13 protein-coding genes and 1 tRNA gene are annotated in these 16,656 nt (G+C 62.2%); 9 read left to right on the top strand and 5 right to left on the bottom strand.

Annotated features, from left to right (window positions below):
* Positions 1–169: 169 nt before the first annotated feature.
* The 7 genes from ACFQXB_RS16410 to ACFQXB_RS16380 all read left to right on the top strand — a co-directional run bounded on the left by ACFQXB_RS16410 (position 170) and on the right by ACFQXB_RS16380 (position 5,306).
* A complete protein-coding gene (locus ACFQXB_RS16410) occupies positions 170–418 on the top strand; it encodes a helix-turn-helix transcriptional regulator (RefSeq protein WP_377406015.1) in 249 nt (82 codons plus the stop codon).
* A 23-nt stretch (positions 419–441) separates the two neighbouring features.
* Positions 442–753 carry a hypothetical protein gene (locus ACFQXB_RS16405; RefSeq protein ID WP_377406013.1) on the top strand — a complete coding sequence of 104 codons (312 nt, stop codon included), beginning with the start codon at positions 442–444 and terminating at the stop codon, positions 751–753.
* A 46-nt stretch (positions 754–799) separates the two neighbouring features.
* Positions 800–1,714 (top strand): helix-turn-helix domain-containing protein, encoded by a 915-nt coding sequence (locus tag ACFQXB_RS16400; protein ID WP_377406011.1) that lies wholly within the window; start codon positions 800–802, stop codon positions 1,712–1,714.
* Entirely contained in the window at positions 1,711–2,199 is a 489-nt protein-coding gene (locus ACFQXB_RS16395) for a DUF6362 family protein (protein WP_377406009.1), read from the top strand. Before ACFQXB_RS16400 ends, ACFQXB_RS16395 begins: the two co-directional genes overlap by 4 nt.
* Positions 2,200–2,471: 272 nt before the next feature.
* Positions 2,472–3,746 carry a site-specific DNA-methyltransferase gene (locus ACFQXB_RS16390; RefSeq protein ID WP_377406161.1) on the top strand — a complete coding sequence of 425 codons (1,275 nt, stop codon included), beginning with the start codon at positions 2,472–2,474 and terminating at the stop codon, positions 3,744–3,746.
* 159 nt (positions 3,747–3,905) lie between these two features.
* Positions 3,906–4,850, top strand: a complete 945-nt coding sequence (locus ACFQXB_RS16385; RefSeq protein WP_377406008.1) for an HNH endonuclease — start codon at positions 3,906–3,908, stop codon at positions 4,848–4,850.
* 99 nt (positions 4,851–4,949) lie between these two features.
* Positions 4,950–5,306, top strand: coding sequence for a terminase gpA endonuclease subunit (locus tag ACFQXB_RS16380; protein WP_377406006.1), 357 nt, complete (start codon positions 4,950–4,952; stop codon positions 5,304–5,306).
* A gap of 86 nt (positions 5,307–5,392) precedes the next feature.
* Here ACFQXB_RS16380 and ACFQXB_RS16375 read toward each other — a convergent pair whose 3' ends face one another.
* A complete protein-coding gene (locus tag ACFQXB_RS16375; RefSeq protein ID WP_377406004.1) occupies positions 5,393–7,255 on the bottom strand; it encodes a 7-cyano-7-deazaguanine synthase in 1,863 nt (620 codons plus the stop codon).
* Positions 7,252–8,037: a hypothetical protein gene (locus tag ACFQXB_RS16370; protein ID WP_377406003.1), complete on the bottom strand. Its 786-nt coding sequence runs from the start codon at positions 8,035–8,037 to the stop codon at positions 7,252–7,254. Before ACFQXB_RS16370 ends, ACFQXB_RS16375 begins: the two co-directional genes overlap by 4 nt.
* A gap of 276 nt (positions 8,038–8,313) precedes the next feature.
* Between ACFQXB_RS16370 and ACFQXB_RS16365 the strand changes: the two genes are divergently transcribed.
* Both ACFQXB_RS16365 and ACFQXB_RS16360 read left to right on the top strand, forming a co-directional pair.
* Positions 8,314–9,372 (top strand): Fic family protein, encoded by a 1,059-nt coding sequence (locus tag ACFQXB_RS16365; protein ID WP_377406001.1) that lies wholly within the window; start codon positions 8,314–8,316, stop codon positions 9,370–9,372.
* A 118-nt stretch (positions 9,373–9,490) separates the two neighbouring features.
* Positions 9,491–12,367, top strand: coding sequence for an SEC-C metal-binding domain-containing protein (locus tag ACFQXB_RS16360; protein ID WP_377405999.1), 2,877 nt, complete (start codon positions 9,491–9,493; stop codon positions 12,365–12,367).
* Between the two features lie 83 nt (positions 12,368–12,450).
* Here ACFQXB_RS16360 and ACFQXB_RS16355 read toward each other — a convergent pair whose 3' ends face one another.
* From ACFQXB_RS16355 to ACFQXB_RS16345, 3 genes are all read right to left on the bottom strand, one after another.
* Positions 12,451–13,113: a hypothetical protein gene (locus ACFQXB_RS16355; RefSeq protein ID WP_377405997.1), complete on the bottom strand. Its 663-nt coding sequence runs from the start codon at positions 13,111–13,113 to the stop codon at positions 12,451–12,453.
* On the bottom strand, positions 13,092–16,295 hold the full coding sequence (locus ACFQXB_RS16350; protein WP_377405996.1) for a hypothetical protein: 3,204 nt from the start codon (positions 16,293–16,295) through the stop codon (positions 13,092–13,094). Before ACFQXB_RS16350 ends, ACFQXB_RS16355 begins: the two co-directional genes overlap by 22 nt.
* A 234-nt stretch (positions 16,296–16,529) precedes the next feature.
* Positions 16,530–16,606: transfer RNA gene (locus ACFQXB_RS16345), tRNA-Met, on the bottom strand.
* Positions 16,607–16,656 lie beyond the last annotated feature (50 nt).

Below are 16,656 nucleotides of genomic sequence, written 5' to 3'. Positions count from 1 at the left end.
GCGGTGGCACCGCGCCGCTCGCCCCCGATCCCGCCCGCAAATGTGCCGCAAACCCCATGAAAAATGGGACCGGCACGATTGCGGCGCCTCCCGCGCCGGTCCGCGCCGCGCCGCCGGTCCCGCGCCCGTGCTCTCGCTTGCCCTGCAATCACGGGGAAAGGACCGTACCATGATCGATCAGGCGATGATCACATCCGAGAGCGCCCAGGGGCTTCTCGACGACTGGATGCCGCGGCGCGAGCTGGCCGGCATCAACGGCGTCAGTTCCGATACGCTGAAGCGCTGGGAGACCCGGCGCATCGGCCCGCCCTGCATCCGCATCGGCCGCAAGGTGCTCTACCGGCGCGGTGCGGTGCGCGACTGGCTGCTCGAGCAGGAGACCCGCAAGACCGCCGGCCGTGGGCGGGCCGGGCGATGAGGGGTCACGACGACAAGCCCGGGGTGGCGCTGATCTGGGGGATTGTGTTCGCGCTCGCGCTCGCGCTCGCGCTGATCATGCTCGCCATGCTGATCGGCCTGCTGTTCAGTGCGATGATCTCGGCGATCAATTGGGACGCGGTGCTGCGCTTCATCGCGCCCACGGCCTTCGAGACCCGCGCGATCGAGGAGATCCTCGAGGGAGGGCGGGTGCTGTTTCTGGAGGTGAAAAGCCTGCGCGGTCGCCTCAGCCCGGCGCAGAGTGCGTTTCGCGATGCGGCACAGGGCTGGCATGGGCGCTGGTGCGCTCGCCAGAGGATGCGCTGGACGCGCTGAAAGCGCACGGGTTTCGCACCCGGCTTGCAGAGCGACGGAGGCCCGGATGAGCAATCTGATCTCGGCTTCGGTGCAACGTCGCACCGTCGGCTCGGCCACGCGCAAATCGGTGCTGCTCTACATGGCCGACAAGGCTGCCGATAATGGCAGCGGCATCTGGACCTCGAAGGCCAATATCGCCCGCGATCTGGAACTTTCACGGCGCGCGGTACAACTCGCCATTCAGGAACTGATCCGTGACGGGTTGGTTCTGGAGGCAGGCCAGCGCGACTGTAAACACGGCTTCACGGTCGAATATGCCATCGTTCCGCAGGCTGTGGATAACCTGCCCTCGACACGAGGACAGCCTGTGGATAACTCCACTGCAACCCGTGAACAGGGTTCACCCCGTGAATCTGGTGCACGGGTAACCCGTGAAGGTGATTCACCCCAACCCGTGAATCAGATTCACCCAAACCATCCTATGAACCTTACTACTACGCCACCGCCCAAAGGTCGAGCTGTGGATAACTCTGATCCGCAGGCCCGCTGCCTGGCCGCAGCCGGCCCCGGCCCCGGCCTCTGCCCCGCCTCACGCGCCGAGATCATCAAGACCGTTCAGGTGATCACGGATTGGCTGCAGGACGGTATCGACTTTGATGCTGACATCCTGCCGGTGATCCGGGCGCGGACCACCCATATCCGGATCAGCCCGATCCGGACCTGGGCCTACTTCAGCGATGCGGTGCACGCGGCCCATCAGCAACGCCTTCGCCAACCGGCAAGGCCGCAAGGCGCAGAGAAGACCAGCGCAAGCCCACAGCTGCGCTTTTATGCCGATTGGGTGAACGGCAATCGCTACCTGCCGCCCAGCGCCATAAGCAATGCCATGGCGCAAGCCCTGCTGGCGGCCGGGCTGGTGAGCGTCGAGCGCCTCGCCCGGCGCGGAGTCCCCGTCCCGGCCATGAAGGAGCAGCCATGATCACGCCCAGAGAGATCGAGGACCGCTTCGAGGAAGCTGCGCTGACGCTGAAGCGCCTGCCGAACCCGCCCGATTCGGGGGCGCGTGGCTATGGCCGTTCCTGGCCGGACTACGTCTACGAGGCGAAACACGCCTATGGCTATGAGCAGGCAACGATGCGGGTGATCCCCAATGCCCGCGAGATCCAGCGCATGGAGGAGGCGCTGGAATGGCTGGCGCTGATCGGGGGCGTGTCCGAACAGCATGCCGCCGACAACCGCCGTATCGTCTGGATGCGGGCCGAGGGGCATCGCTGGCAGACCATCTGCCGTCATGTCGGCTGCGTCCGGTCCACCGCCTGGCGGCGCTGGACGGCGGCGCTGGTGACCATTGCCAACCGGTTGAACAGGCAAAGGAAAAGCAGCGCCCGCCCGCACAGCACCAAAACGACCGGGGATGCGGCGGGCGCAAAGGCGCGCGGCGAGGCCGCGAAAGAGCCGCCGTGAGGGTGCGAATGGGTCGAACATCGGGCGCGACAAGTACCGCCGAAACAGGCCATATTGCCCATAAGATCGGGACAGGAACGCGGCCCGCCGCCCCTCCCCCCGGCTCTGGCTCCTCCGCAACGGCAACGCTATCCGGGGGGGGCAGAGGCACGCTAAGCCTCTAGCGTCAGGGCAAAATTCTGGGTTCGCGCCCCGGGTTCGCACCTTTGGGTTCGCAGGTTCGCGGACCGCCAGATCACTGCCGCCGGGCGTCCCACCGCCCGGCGTTTTTCATGACCCGAAGGGGCGGGAACGGAGGACGTGCCTTGCAGATCGAGATGATGCCCGCCCCGCGGCTCGTTCCCTACGCCCGCAATGCGCGCACCCATTCCGACGACCAGATTGCGCAGATCGCCGCCTCAATTGCCGCGTTCGGCTTCACCAACCCGATCCTGATCGGCGGCGACGACGTCATCATCGCGGGCCATGGGCGGCTGATGGCGGCGCAGAAGCTCGGGCTGGCCGACGTCCCGGTGATCGTCCTCGACCACCTGACCGAGGCGCAGCGCCGCGCGCTGGTCATCGCCGACAACAAGATTGCTGAGAATGCCGGCTGGGACGAGGAACTGCTGCGCCTCGAGCTGGAAGGCCTGCGCGACATCGACTTCGATCTCGACATCATCGGCTTTTCCGAAGCTGAATTGGACGAGCTGCTGGGCGATCTCGGCGACAGCGACGATGGCGCGGTCGAGGGTGAAGACGAGGTGCCAGAACCGCCAATCGAACCGGTCTCGCGCCCCGGCGACGTCTGGATCATGGGGAGCCACCGCCTGCTCTGCGGCGACTCGACCGTCGCCACCGATGTCGAGAAGCTGCTGGCCGGCGTGAAGCCGATGCTGATGGTCACAGATCCGCCCTATGGCGTGGAATACGATCCGGCATGGCGCAATCAATCCGGCGCCTCCGCCACCAAGCGAACTGGCAAGGTGCTGAACGACGATCGGGCCGATTGGCGCGAGGCTTGGTCACTGTTTCCGGGTGATGTGGCCTATGTCTGGCACGGTGCTCTGCATGCCACCACCGTCGCCGACAGCCTGATCGCCTGCGGCTTCAATGTCCGTTCGCAGATCATCTGGGCCAAGGACCGGCTGGTCCTCAGCCGCGGCGATTACCACTGGCAGCACGAGCCCTGCTGGTACGCCGTGCGCAAGGGCGGCAAGGGCCACTGGGCCGGCGATCGCAAACAGACGACCCTCTGGCACATCGCCAACAAGGATCAGGATGCCGAAACCACGCACGGCACGCAGAAGCCGGTTGAATGCATGCGCCGGCCGATCCTGAACAACTCGAGCCCCGGGCAGGCAATTTACGAGCCGTTCATGGGCTCGGGCACCACGCTGATCGCCGCCGAGAACACCGGTCGGGTCTGCTACGGGATCGAGCTGAACCCCGCCTATGTCGATGTGGCCGTGGCACGATGGCAGAACCTGACAGGCGGGGTGGCGGTGCCGGAAAGGGATGGGCGTGTGTTTGAGGTAGTCACTGGCGGACGAACGGTACCCGCCTGACTGAATCAGCGACCCCTCGTTGAACCTGAACAGTTCGAACTCCAAGTATTGGATCGCTCGATAGTTCAGTTCCCTGGCATGCAGTCCGACATGGACGCGCTTACTCTTGACGAGCATGGCGTCGGTAGCTCAGCTGCAACGAACAACAGAGGGACCAGCATGAGCAACTTCAGATATATCCGGATGGCCGGTAATGAACTCGGCTGGACTCGGCCCCATGGCGGACGTATGGGGGGCGAGGATTACCTCGGCAAGGAAGGTCTCGCACACGAGGATTGGAATTTCTCCAAGGATGTTTGGGTGGATGGGCGCTACCATCTGTATCTCAGAGAAACTCCAGCGGGATTTGATAACGGACTTTTCAACTTTGTCCTTGGCGTACATGCTAGGCCCGACCCGATGATTATCGGCTTCGTTGAGAACGCCAGCTTTGGTGTGTCAGATCTGCCGGAGTCGGTTGTCCGGAGGCGCGCTCAAGAGCTATTTGCGCTCAACGAAGTCAGAAGTCTCGGAACGCGATATGGCGGCAAATCCGTTGCGCAACTTTCTAAGCTGCTGAGGAAGGAGGTTGTCGACTACTGCGTTTCACTTGCGCCTCAGGACCTATATATCCTCGCACAACCTGTACCGATGCCGTCAGATATCTACAAGGTCACCACTCCGCGCTTCCTGCCGCTGAAGATGACTAAAGAACAGTATATCGCCCTCAAGGGGCGGGTTCTACTTCCTGACACAGTTTCATCTGTCGAACAGGAGGAGGAGCCGAGCTTCCCGGAAGGGTTTCTAATAGAAAGGCTGCATAGATCGCGTGAGCGATCCCGGGTTGTAGTAAAACAGGCTAAGGAGCAGTTTATTCACAAGCATGGACGTCTTTTTTGCGAAGCGTGCGATTTCGAACCGGCGGAATATTTCGGAAGTGAAATGCTGCGGGATCGCATTATCGAAGCGCATCACGATGTAGGGCTGGCCAACCCCGAACATTGTGTGAAAACTAAGCCGTCAGATCTGAAAATGGTTTGTCCGACCTGCCATCGTGCCATCCATACTATCAGGCCATGGCTAAAGGTTGATCAGCTGAGGGCGCTCCTTGGAATAGACGAGTAGCCGGAGGATCTCGATCACCCTGATCTGCCAGCAGCACGTCTACTTTCCACCTACATCCGCATTGATTAGCGGATTTTCTGCTTTGAGGAACAGCTGACCATGGGCGTCTCGCGCCGCAGATACGCGTCGATGCGCGGCGTGAGCGACATGGCGGTGCGCAAGGCGATTGCCAGCGGCCGGATCAGCGTCGAGGCGGACGGCACGATCGACCCGCTCAAGGCCGATGCGCAGTGGGACAGCCAGACCGACCCGGCGAAGCAGCGCGGGGTGCTTGCGCAGAACCTCGGCGCCCGCACCGCCGCCGGCACCGCCCGCGCCGCCGCGACGAACTGGCTGGTCGATCATGTCGTGTTGGCGGGCGACACGGCCCGCGAGGAGGTCTGGGCCGATCTCAGCGACTTCCTCAGCGAGACCTGGGACCATGCGGGAAATGATCACGCCCGGGCTTTCTTGTGACGTGCAGACAAGAAAAAAGCCGCGAAAAACGGGGCTTCGCTTGGCAGATTGTGACGTTGTGCGCGGCGGCCTGTGACGTCGGGTCGTTATTCCTGTGACGCAGCCGGATTCGCGGGCTGAATGTCGCCGAGGGCGATCTCGCGGCATGCCGGGTTGAGGCGGTAGCCAGCGCGATCCTTGGTCTCGATGAAACTGTCCTGATCCAGCGGGATCCCGAGCATCACCGCCAGCGGGTCGAGCGCGTCTCGCAACCTGCGCAGTTGCTGGCGCATCGACTGCTCGGATACGCCGATTTTGTCCGCCACATCGTGAGGTGGCATGAACTGGACCTCCGAGCGCGTCCGCTTGGCCTTCCGAAAATTCTCGACCAGCGCGTTCACGAAGCGGTAGTTCGCACCTTCGAGAAGATACCCGCCATGGAAGAGCACCTGCTCGGCATCGTGATCCACCGCGAACTCGAGAATGGGAGCACTGAGCTTGTCGACGAAATCGGTGGCCTGCCGATCATAGTCAGACTCCGGCGCGATCACGACATGGTCTCGAGTGAAGCAAGTCGCCAGAAGCGAACCAGGCGGAACCTCGCCCCTGTAAAGCCGGTCGCCATGCTCGATGAGCGCCTTGGCAATGACTTCTTCTACCGAGCGCGCATGCCGCTGAAACAGCTCGAACAGGCGTGATCCTGCCTCGTCGACTGACAGATCAGGAAAGTGATCGAGCGCGGAAATGACCTGCTGGAACCCAGAAAGAAAACGCGCCTTCGGCATCGCGGCGACGTCTCGAAAGAACGCGACATAGCTCAGAGCCATTCGCAACTCATCGTCCGCGCTGCGATCCCCGAGGAGGAGGTCGCGCTTGTAGTTCTGCGACGGTTCATACTGTCCCAGTCCTGCAGCCAAGATGGCAAACCGCCTGTCGATGCACTGCGAACAGAGCCCGCAGTGCTTCTGCTTGACCGTCCAGCTGCGCGGTCGCGTGCAACTCACCGTGGCGGCAAGCATGTCTGCAACGCCCGCATCGGCGATCTTCTGTGTGACCTCTTTCTTGGTCAGCCATTGAAGCGGAGTGCGGATCTCAATCTCACTGTCGAGCAAGGTCGAAAACAGCGCCTCCAACCCGCGGAGAACCTTAGGATGCGTCGTACGCGTTGCCCGGCCGCCGACCACGTCGCCCGCCAGGGGCGGGTTGATGCTGACAACCCCATTCTCATAGAAGCTGAACCCGTTCTTGCCCGACATCTGCGCCACGACGAGACCGAGACAGGCAAACAGGAACGAGCGGGTCCGCTGGGTGAACTCGACGGGCTTGGCGACCTCATTCGAGACCCAGACGGGAACGTAGGAGACCCGCCTTTCATACCCGCGCTGTCTCAGATCGCGGATAAGCTCTTCCTGAACGTTTCGTACTTTCGTTGACGAGTAATGACCGACGAGGGTTACCGACTTGCCGAGAGTGACGATGTCGTTGACAGCGCCGGCATAGGAATCGACACCGCCGGAGAAGAGCGCCACCTCATCGTTTTCCTGGAAGGCGTCGCGAAGCTCCGGAAAATACAGCTCTCGCGGCTGCACCGGCGCTTCCGCTTTGCGGAAACTGATCTCATAGCTGTCGTCGGACAAGAACCCGAGCGTATCGAGGAGGAGCTCCTGCACATCTGCACGCTGCCAGACCTCAGGTTGACGTACGGGAATCGAGAAGGTCAAACTGCGGCGCCAGTCTTCCCCGAAGTTCGTGAGCATGGCGGACCCACGTGCAATGCGCTGATCGGCGCAGTACACATAGGCCGCCACTTCGAGGAGGTCGATCAACAGGTCGGGAATGTTTCCGATCATCGAGCGGCTGATGTAGTCGATCCTCAGATTGACGTTCTTGCCCGGCTCGCTGACGTTCATCGCGAGCGCATCAGCCTCGGATGCCTGCGGCACGCCGCATTCGATCAGGCACCGTTTCAATTTGACCTCTTCCTGTTCTTGAGTTCGTTCCCAATCTTCTCAACGGCGAAGGCCGAGAAGCGGCGGGCATCATCCCTCGATATGTCCTTGCCGTCTCGGTACTGGTTCTTGCCAAGCCAGTCCCTGGCGAAGGCGCGCATGATCAGCGCAGCCTCGATGCAGTGACGGCGTATCGCGGAATTGTAGGTCGCGAGATCATGGACAGACCGCGCGACGCGATCGGCGCCAACGAGCTTGTGCAAGTTTCGATCGACGTAATAGTGGATGACGCGTTCCACGATGTTCGCGTGGAAATGGTGGGCCAGGGCGCCGAATTTCTCCGGTGACCTCAGCGCCGCCACCGAAGCCTGCACATCGGCAGCGGTTGGGGACCACATCGGCATGCCCGCCTCCACGGCCTCGGCGAGCGCGGCAGCTCCCGCCTGGCGGGCGATGTCGCCAAGGTCCGTTGATCCCGCATGGGCACGCCTTTGCACGCGCTCCAATGCATTGTTGTAGGCCACCATCAGCTCGGCACCCGAAGTCGGCGGATGCGCTCCCATGCCAATCTCGGCGAGCGCCGCCCCGAAATCCTTCGACGCGGCGGCCTGCGGCAACCTGATGAGCAGCCACAGCGCTTCCACGAAGACAGGGTCCCTCAGCGCGCGCTTCAGCGCGTCCCGACTGACTTCGGTCACCTGCTCCACCAGCGGCGCGGTGGGTGCGCCACCGGTCACCAGATACCTGACGATGTCCGGCAGGTATCGGTGGGTGGGGAGTTTGCCGAGGCGCTGATGTCCCATCGCGCCACCGGCTTAGAGGGTGCGCCCGAACCGGACCCGGTGCGGACTGGGGGAATGAGCGCTCGACAAACCAAGGAACCTTCCGTTAGAAACAAGGCCAAGAAAGGATTTTGGGCTATCCTTTCGCAATCACTCTGCCAAGGAAAGGATCCTTTTTCAACCATGGCGTTAGCAGCGGAGCCATCGCGCCTAGGACAGCTTGTAGCGATCTCGACCGCGGGGGAGCGCGCAGAGGCGTTCGTGCCCCCACCCTTGCCGCCGTCTCCGCCAGTCAGGATGGAACGGCTCTACCGTCACCTCGAGCGCGCGAACCGTGCGATCGGGCGACTCGATGGCGTGACCTCCATCCTGCCCGACACCCCGCTCTTTCTTTACATGTACGTCCGCAAGGAGGCGCTGCTGTCGTCGCAGATCGAGGGCACGCAGTCGTCGCTTTCCGACCTGCTGCTCTTCGAGAGTGAGGAAGCGCCGGGCGTCCCGCTCGACGACGTGCAGGAGGTTTCCAACTACGTCGCCGCCATGAACCATGGCCTCGACAGGATCCGCGAAGGCTTTCCGCTTTCCCTGCGCCTGATCCGGGAGATCCACGCCATCCTTCTTGAAAAGGGCCGCGGTAGCACGAAGCAACCAGGCGACTTCCGACGGTCACAGAACTGGATCGGTGGCACGCGACCAGGCAATGCCCTCTTCGTCCCGCCACCGCCCGAGCACGTCCTCGACCTCATGTCGGACCTGGAAGCGTTCATCCATGCCGACACGCCAGAAATGCCGACCCTCATTAAGGCCGGGCTGGTCCACGTGCAGTTCGAGACCATTCATCCGTTTCTCGATGGAAACGGTCGTCTCGGTCGGCTGCTGATCACGTTCCTGCTCTGCACGCAGGGCATCCTGAAGGAGCCGATCCTCTATCTCAGTCTCTATTTCAAGACGCATCGCCGCCAGTACTACAACCTGCTGCAGCAGGTCCGTGAGAACGGCGACTGGGAGACATGGCTGGAGTTCTTCCTAGACGGCATCGCCGAGACGGCTCTGCAGGCATCAGAGGCGGCGCGCGAGATCCTCGCGCTGTTCGAAGCCGATCGGCACCGGATCGAGGATCTCGGGCGCCCGGCCGCATCCGCCCTTCGGGTGCACCAGCTGCTTCAGCAGAAGCCGATCATCGGCATTCCCGCAGCGGCGCAGCGGCTGAGCATCTCGCCCCCGACAATTGCGAAGTCGATCCAACACCTCGAGGATCTCGGGATCGTGCGGGAGGTGACGGGAAAGCAGCGTGGCCGGATGTATGTCTACAGCGACTACTTGAGCATCCTCAGTCGCGGGACGGAACCACTTTGACGGAGATACTATGACGGTTAATAATATGGGGACCGCATCGGTCATCTGCACTTCCGGGTCGAGAGAACCTCATGGACTGGGGATTCAGTCGACTACAGCGCTCGGATAGCCGGAGACCTTGTATTTGACCTCGGCGGCGCAGAATCGAGCCAACGTTCTGGATCCAGCCCAGCTCGTTCGTATCGAAGCCGTGCATCGCGGCTTCCTGTTTCAACATCTCTACACAGTGCAGTGCCTCTTATCGGCAACGTCATTGTCAGTTCAGCGGGTCGAGGTTGAGAACGACGAAGATGTCGAGGTGCAACTTGATGGGCGCTGCATCTACATCCAGGTGAAGCACCGGAAAAAGCCGCTCGCATGGAACGATATTGAGGAAGCCCTGACGCGCTTTGGCGAACTGCGCTCGGCTCACGAAAGGGGAGAGCGCGACGGAGACGCCGCGTTCCTGATCGTCAGCAACGCGGCACCGAACGGCCCACTCGCCGCCAAGCTCGCCGCGGCCGATTGGCCGGTCGATGTGCGGATTGATTGGCCAGCGGCTGATCCCGACGACCGCATCCTTCCGGCTCCCCAAGCATCGCTTCTCGAAGCGGCTGAAGCGGCCTACCAGATGGCGGAAGGCCTGCCTTTCGCAACGCTCGCTCCGGAAACGCTCGTTTGGAAGCTGGCGGGTCTCGTATCGCTTGCGGCAACCGGAGAAGATAAGGCCCTAGACCATGCCTTTCAGGTTGGAGAGCTTCCTAGCCTGTTCGAGCAAATGGTTCTGCAGTTGCAGGACCTGCCTCTACCTCCATCTCCCTACCGGGTTCAGGAGCAGGAACCAGAACTGCTGACTGGGGAGAGGGTCCGATTGATCGTCGGCTACTCGGGGGCCGGCAAGACCTCGTGGCTGGCTCAGTCAGCCCAGCACGCCCTAGAACCGTTGGTCTACCTCGACGTCGCCGATACACCCGGTTCTGCCCTCGCCAATGCGGTCGCACGCGAGGTCGCGGGTCGGATGTTTGAAACGGGTTACCGCCTTGGAGAGATTTTCCTCCCTGGCGCCTCCGGGCGAGAGATCCTCCGGGTTTTGTCTCGTCGTCTGGCCGAGCAGGGCAGAGCCGTCACCGTCGCCCTCGACAATGTTCACCATTTGCGGGCGGATGATATTTTGGGCGTCATCGAGGCCGGCCGGGAAATACGTTTTGTGCTTCTGGGACGTCCTGAAGGAGAAGTCTCCACCCTCGAGGCAATTCTGGGAGTTCCGCGCGAGTCCCTGTTGGGATGGGCCCCCGACACGGTGGCGGCCGCCGCCCATAGTGAAGGTTGCCACGGTGATGCCGCGGATTGCCAGCGGCTAATCGATCTCACTGGCGGCCTACCACTATTCGTTCTCAACGCCATCTCGGTTGCAAAATCGGACTACGATGGTTCGTTGAAGCGGCTGGGTGCGGATCTCGCGCGTTCAGCACACACGAGGGAGATCGCGCAAGATCTCATTCTCGGACGGATCTTCGAACGGTTGCCCGTGGCAGTGGCTGGCGTCGCCGAGTTACTCAGCATATGCGATGCGCCACTCAGACGCGAGGAAGTGCGCTCCTATCTTGCTGCAGCGGGAGATGCCAATCCGGCAGTCTTCGACGCCGCTCTCCGGCACTTGATGGGTCGCGGATTGCTCCAAGTCTTCGCTGACAACCGGATCAAGCTCCACGATGCAGCACGCGTCGTAGGCAAGGGACGGCTGCTTCTCCGGGGCGCTGAGAGCATGAAAGCGCGACAGGAGTCGCTGCGAAGTGTAGTTCAGAAGAGCCTCCTGGAGAGCTGGCACCCGGCAAAGCTATCCCTCTTTCTCCGGCTTACCGGTGAGGTTGGGCGCCTAGATATTCTGGTCGAGTTGGGGACCGACGAGCTCTTCCACGAAATGGGTGTCTGGCCCGAAGTCGAAGCTTTCCTCGTACACGGTGCACAGGACGACACCATTCCTCCCGATCAGCAGATGAAGGCGCTCGATGCACTGGCATTCGCTGACATCAGAGCTGGTTCCGACCGGGCCGCATTCTGGTTGGACCGAATGGACGCTTTGATCACGGCCCACGATCTGGGAGCTGAGGAACGGCTTCGCGTGGGCATGAAGCGGATGAACTTCCTAGCCAGCGACGGCGACAGTCGCGTCGCGATGCGGCTGATTTCGGAGCTCACCCCCATCGTTGAGGCTCTTCCTCCGGGTCATCAGCGCGTATTTCGTTACAATGTCGCTTGCGCCGAACTCGCTCTGGGCGATCCGGAGGCTGCGTCCAAACGGGTTCAAACGGTCATTCGAGAATATTACGAGCTCATTGGCCTGACACCGGCCAAGGTGATGGGGAATAATGCGCCAGAATTGGCGCGCATGACGAAAGAGGGAACAGACGTCGACGATATCAAGCATCTCGCTGACGCTCTCGACGTGCTCGCCAAAGCCAGCGACGCCATGGGAAGGCCCTCACCGCTCGCCCGCATCCATGCTCTGAAGTTCTACGACTTGGCGCGTGCACCAGAATCCCTGTTCCGTGTGGGGCAGGATCTTGTCGATCAGTTCATCAGCATGCGCGACTTCCAAGGCGCGTTGCAAATAATGGACACCATTATCCTGCCTCAACTCAGCCAGTGGAAGCCGGCCGACTACATGATCACGGTGCGTTCTCATTACGCGGTCGTACTCGCCTACTGCAGACGCTTCTCCGACGCTGAAGCTGAAATGGCCCGTCTCGAGCCCTATAAGGCCGGTCTTTCTCCCCTCGTTCGAAAGGAACTGGAGAGCCAGCGGGAGCTGATCGCAGATCTCCGGAGGTATGGGCCCCCTCCGCAGCGGCTACCTCCGCAAGGCTCTCTTGCTAAGGCCGCGAAGCAGATGGGTGGAGCAGAGCCCGTTGCAGCGTCGGCTATGCGTTCAGGCGGAAAAAAAACTGGAGGCAATGAACGCTGCCCCTGTGGATCAGGAAAGAAGTTCAAGCACTGCCACGGTCGGAACCATTGAACTCAACCTCGCTGCGGCATGCGGAACCGCCCGCTCCAGCGCCTCCGGCCTGCTGATCGTAACACTTTGGCCGAGAGTGGCATTTAGGGCTTCGTCAAAAGTCCGTCGCCGTAGGTCATCATCGCGAGACCGCGCGCGGGATCCAGGGCAAAGCGTTTGTCGACCACTTGGTTCGCCGCAAAAGCTGCGTCCATCAAGCGGTCGCCGCCCTCCCACCGCGCGAGAAATGCCTCGAGCCAGTGAGGTGGCACTTGAGAGTCGAGCGGCCATGGCGAGGCGATCACGGCACTGCAGCCACGGTCGAGGACCTGCTTAGCGAGGCCCAGGGTGGTGTTGGCCATCGGATGTTTGTCCGCACGGCCGCCGCTACAGATGAAAAGGACCACGACGCCCACGTTGCGAACGGCCGCGGCAAGGTCCGCCGCCGAGACCTTGAGGACGCCTTCGTCGGAGACCAACTGGAAGAAGCGTCCATCCGGGTGAACGCCACCATGCGCCGTCAGGACCGCCATAGAAGCGCCGGCGAAGCGCTCTGGCAGGACGCCACCATTATCAACCGCGAAGCCATGATCGGTGAACGGTCCGTCGAGGCGCTGCGCGAGCAGCGTCAGGGTGGAGCGCCCGTCCTCGCCTTCCGCAGTCGATATCCATGCGACGCGGCGGCCATCGCCTTTATGGGCGCGTTCGCGCGCCCCGCTCAGCCAGGCGAGAGATGGTACAGCGGTTAACGCAACCTTTCGGCCCAAGAACTCCGTCCCGTCATAGAGGATCGTGGGCGGGAATGCCTGAAGCTCGCTCGATGCTGCGACAATCGTCGGGCGCGCGGCTGACCATCCCAACTGCAGACATTCCGTAGTGCGGTAGAAGAGGTTTGGGCTTTCATCAACGCCGTAGCGAAACGGGAAGGATTGAGACCAGCCTGGAACGCGGGGCGAGAGAACTTGTCGCCATCCTCCACAGTCGGCTTGCCCAGATCGCCATTGCTTGTAGCGAGACGGATCAATCGACCCGTGGCATCGAAACCCAACTGCAGGACATCGACCCCGTCCGCAGAGATTGAGCGCGCGATTGCGGCCGGCTGGCCCTGCTCCAGAAGCGCTGGTGGTGCGGCCGCCTCGTCCCAGTTGGGAAGCGCTGTTCCTCGGTCTGCGAGAAGCTCCAAAACGAAGCTCGCGTCCTCAGCCACATGTAGTACTGCCTCATCCGCAAGGCACCGCTGCGCGAGGGTGGCGATATTCCCCATGTCATAGCCAACGTCCTCCGCATAACGTGCTGGAGGCATGGCTGCGACAAGACCGGCAAGTTGAGCGGGCGTGGGTACCTGCGCGGCGGTAGCGGCGATCATCGCTGCAAGAGCCCCACCTGCCCACTTGTTGAGTTCGGCGAAGACCTCATCTGCCTCGTGAGGCACCTCGATGCCCCGCTCGCGCGCGTCGCGGATGAGCTGCCCCAAGACAATGCCGCTAGGCGCGGTCTGGTCGCGCCGATCAAGAACAGCGCGCCCGATTGCGGTGGCCTCGGCGAGCATGGTCGCGAGCTCAGCTGGGTCATCACGGTCCCGTCGGGACAGTCGCACCTGTAGGCTCAGGAGTTCAAGCCGATGGCCATATGCCTCGGCGAGCTCCATCCGCTCGAGCAGTTCACGTCCGGTGTCGACCATGGTAAGCGCCGCGTCTAGCAAGCCGATGTCGCGAAGAAGGCGGGTCAATCCGTAGACCTCCTGCCAGAGCTCCTCCTCGTCAGCGCGATTGTCCGCCGCAAAGGCGCAGGCAAGCGCCACCAGCGCGGTTAGATGATCACGCGTCCGATGATAGGTGTCAGCCACGGCAAACCAGGCCAAGCGTCGGCGTCTAGGCGTCGCCACTCCCGCCTGAAGCGCTGCCTCTACGAGATCGCGGCCTGTCTGCGCAAAGTTGCTGGTCGCGATCTTGCCAGCGGCCAGGCGGTAGAGCCTGAGGTCAATGTCGGGGTCTGCGGCATGCGGCGCGATGGCAGCTGCAAGTACGAGATAGAGCTGTAGTGCGTGGATATCGCTGTCATTAGAGATCGGCGCCCGCTCGATATAGGATGACAGAGCCGAGATCGCCTCATCGGCGCTCTCGGTTAAAAGCTCCGTCGGCAGCGCCAGCTTACCGATGATGATTGGTTGCTCGGATTGGAGCCAGTTGAGCGCGCGGTGGAGGAATGGCTTGTGCGCCAACAGCCAGTCCATGCTCGCCGAGACCTCTAGTGCGCTCTTTTCGACGGCGACGGGCCTACCTGCAAGGTCGAGGACGAGCTTGGCTATCAGAGCCAGCCCCGTCGTGCCGGCGACCTCTGGCTTGAGCACCTCAATGAGGCCGTAGCGCAGACCCGCGTTCATCGGATCGGCGGCGAGGCGCCCGATCAGCTGAGAAAGCAACTCCTTAGTTGTGTCGATACCGGCGGCAGGTTCGCCGTCCGGCCCAGCCAAGAGGAACCCCCCTTCGAGCACCTGGAGCGCGAGCCCTTCCCAACGATGAGCCTGTGCATCGGACTTAGGGATGGCGCCGATAAGGCCAAAGGCATGCACGATAAGTCCGCGCGCCAGTGCGTCCTGCACGCTCGCCAGACGGTAGTCTTCCGATACCTGCGCCGTCTCGCCAGAGCGGATGAGCTCGACATAGTCTGGGACACCTTTGCCAGCGAACGCCTTGGCAAGGCGCGCATGGAAGGCGGATCGCGGAGGGTTGTCGTCGCGCAGCAACTCAGCGATACCCGCGTGATCGCGGGCACGAAGAAGTTGCTGACGCTGATGGCGGCGGACGCCTTGGGCATTAGGAAACCGAGCCTCGAGCCGTGCCGCGATGCGGTCCGCAAGGTCTTGGTCGCAATGCTCGAACGTGCTGAGCGCGGCTTCGAGGTCCTCACGACTCTCCAACGCATCGATGCAAGACCCAATGAGCTCGCCAGCGAGGCGCGTTGCGCCAGCATCCTCGGCGATACGGCCGAGCCGCACACGGGTAGACGGATCAAGGTCGGGTCGCGCGAGGAACTCGGTCCGGATCATGGTCAACGCCTCAAGGCGAAGACCTGCCTTGTGGAGCAGCTGGACCTTGAGAAATGGCTTCTGTGAATCTGCTACGGGTGGAAGCGCGTCAACGTCGGCAAGGGCTCGGCCAGCTTGACCTCGTGCGACCCACCGCTCCCAATCATCAATGCGTTGCGTAATGACGGCCTCTGCGCTTTCGTCCGCCGTCGATCCCACTACGCCGAATGCGTCGATTGAGAGCAGGAGGTCGCCAAGCTCTGGTCGGATCCGCCAGCTCTCATTAATATCGAGGACGACGTAGAGCTTCCGCTCCAAGGCTAAGGGCGCGACTGCAACCGCGAGCGCATGCACCTGCGGCACCCAGACGTCTTCCGGGATTAGAGGGTTCGGCGCACCAGAGGGCACGAACGGTGCGATCGTGTCGTCGCGGTATCCGGCCGCCTCGACTACGATCAGTGCGGTCCTTTCAACCTGACCGGCAACCAGCTCTAGTAGGTTGGCGTGACGTCCGGTTGGAGCGGCATGGACAATCAGGCGATCCCGGAACCACGCCTCCTCGTCCTGCCTAAGCGGCCGGCGGGCGAGCGATTCGAAGGATTGTACAAAGCTGCTCCAGACAAGACCGTCTGCCTGCGCGACATCCCCTCCAGACGGAGTCACCACTACGACGCGTTGGATCGCGCGCTCGTCGCCCTCGATCAAAATGCCGGCGAGCGACGCAGCAACCATGCCGACGCGGGCGGCGGGCGTGCTCCCGGCGATGGCAAGAATATCGCCGCCACCGATGACGTTCGGGTTGCGGGCATAGAAATCCATGATCGCCGCCAGCAGATCCTGGTTACTGCTGATTGTGCGCCCGAGAGTCGCACTTTCAGCGCCCTTTGTGCCCGCTTCTAGATTCGCTTCCTCGTCATCCATGAAGAATGAATAGGCGCGAAGCGGGTTATTCTCCAGCGATCATTAGTGCTCAACGGCTAGGTTCGGCGAACCGCGGCGGCGCGAGAGAGGAGCGCCAGCAGGATCGAGCACTGCGTTTCGCAATGGCGCGAGGGGTTTCGGCCCCTCTTGCTTCCACAGTGCTTCCACGGGTGGCGGAACGCAGAAAGCCCCGCGCGAAGGCGGGGCGTAAGGTATTCATATTGTTGCGAGATTTGGTTGCGGGGGCAGGATTTGAACCTGCGGCCTTCAGGTTATGAGCCTGACGAGCTACCGGGCTGCTCCACCCCGCGGTGGTTGTTTTTTGCACGTATTGAGGGATACTTTGTGTTTCTTTCTAGGT

It is taken from the genome of Halodurantibacterium daqingense (assembly GCF_042666235.1).
GTDB lineage: Bacteria > Pseudomonadota > Alphaproteobacteria > Rhodobacterales > Rhodobacteraceae > Halodurantibacterium > Halodurantibacterium daqingensis.
The sequence above is the reverse complement of the archived record's forward strand: the minus strand, read 5'-3'. Positions and strand labels throughout refer to the sequence as shown.

Excerpts from the sequence above, each read along its gene's own strand:
- ACFQXB_RS16410 (WP_377406015.1), top strand. The coding sequence starts at position 170 with ATGATCGATCAGGCGATGATCACATCCGAGAGCGCCCAGGGGCTTCTC.
- ACFQXB_RS16400 (WP_377406011.1), top strand. The coding sequence starts at position 800 with ATGAGCAATCTGATCTCGGCTTCGGTGCAACGTCGCACCGTCGGCTCG.
- ACFQXB_RS16395 (WP_377406009.1), top strand. The coding sequence starts at position 1,711 with ATGATCACGCCCAGAGAGATCGAGGACCGCTTCGAGGAAGCTGCGCTG.
- ACFQXB_RS16390 (WP_377406161.1), top strand. The coding sequence starts at position 2,472 with ATGACCCGAAGGGGCGGGAACGGAGGACGTGCCTTGCAGATCGAGATG.
- ACFQXB_RS16385 (WP_377406008.1), top strand. The coding sequence starts at position 3,906 with ATGAGCAACTTCAGATATATCCGGATGGCCGGTAATGAACTCGGCTGG.
- ACFQXB_RS16380 (WP_377406006.1), top strand. The coding sequence starts at position 4,950 with ATGGGCGTCTCGCGCCGCAGATACGCGTCGATGCGCGGCGTGAGCGAC.
- ACFQXB_RS16370 (WP_377406003.1), bottom strand. The coding sequence starts at position 8,037 with ATGGGACATCAGCGCCTCGGCAAACTCCCCACCCACCGATACCTGCCG.
- ACFQXB_RS16365 (WP_377406001.1), top strand. The coding sequence starts at position 8,314 with ATGGAACGGCTCTACCGTCACCTCGAGCGCGCGAACCGTGCGATCGGG.
- ACFQXB_RS16350 (WP_377405996.1), bottom strand. The coding sequence starts at position 16,295 with ATGGATGACGAGGAAGCGAATCTAGAAGCGGGCACAAAGGGCGCTGAA.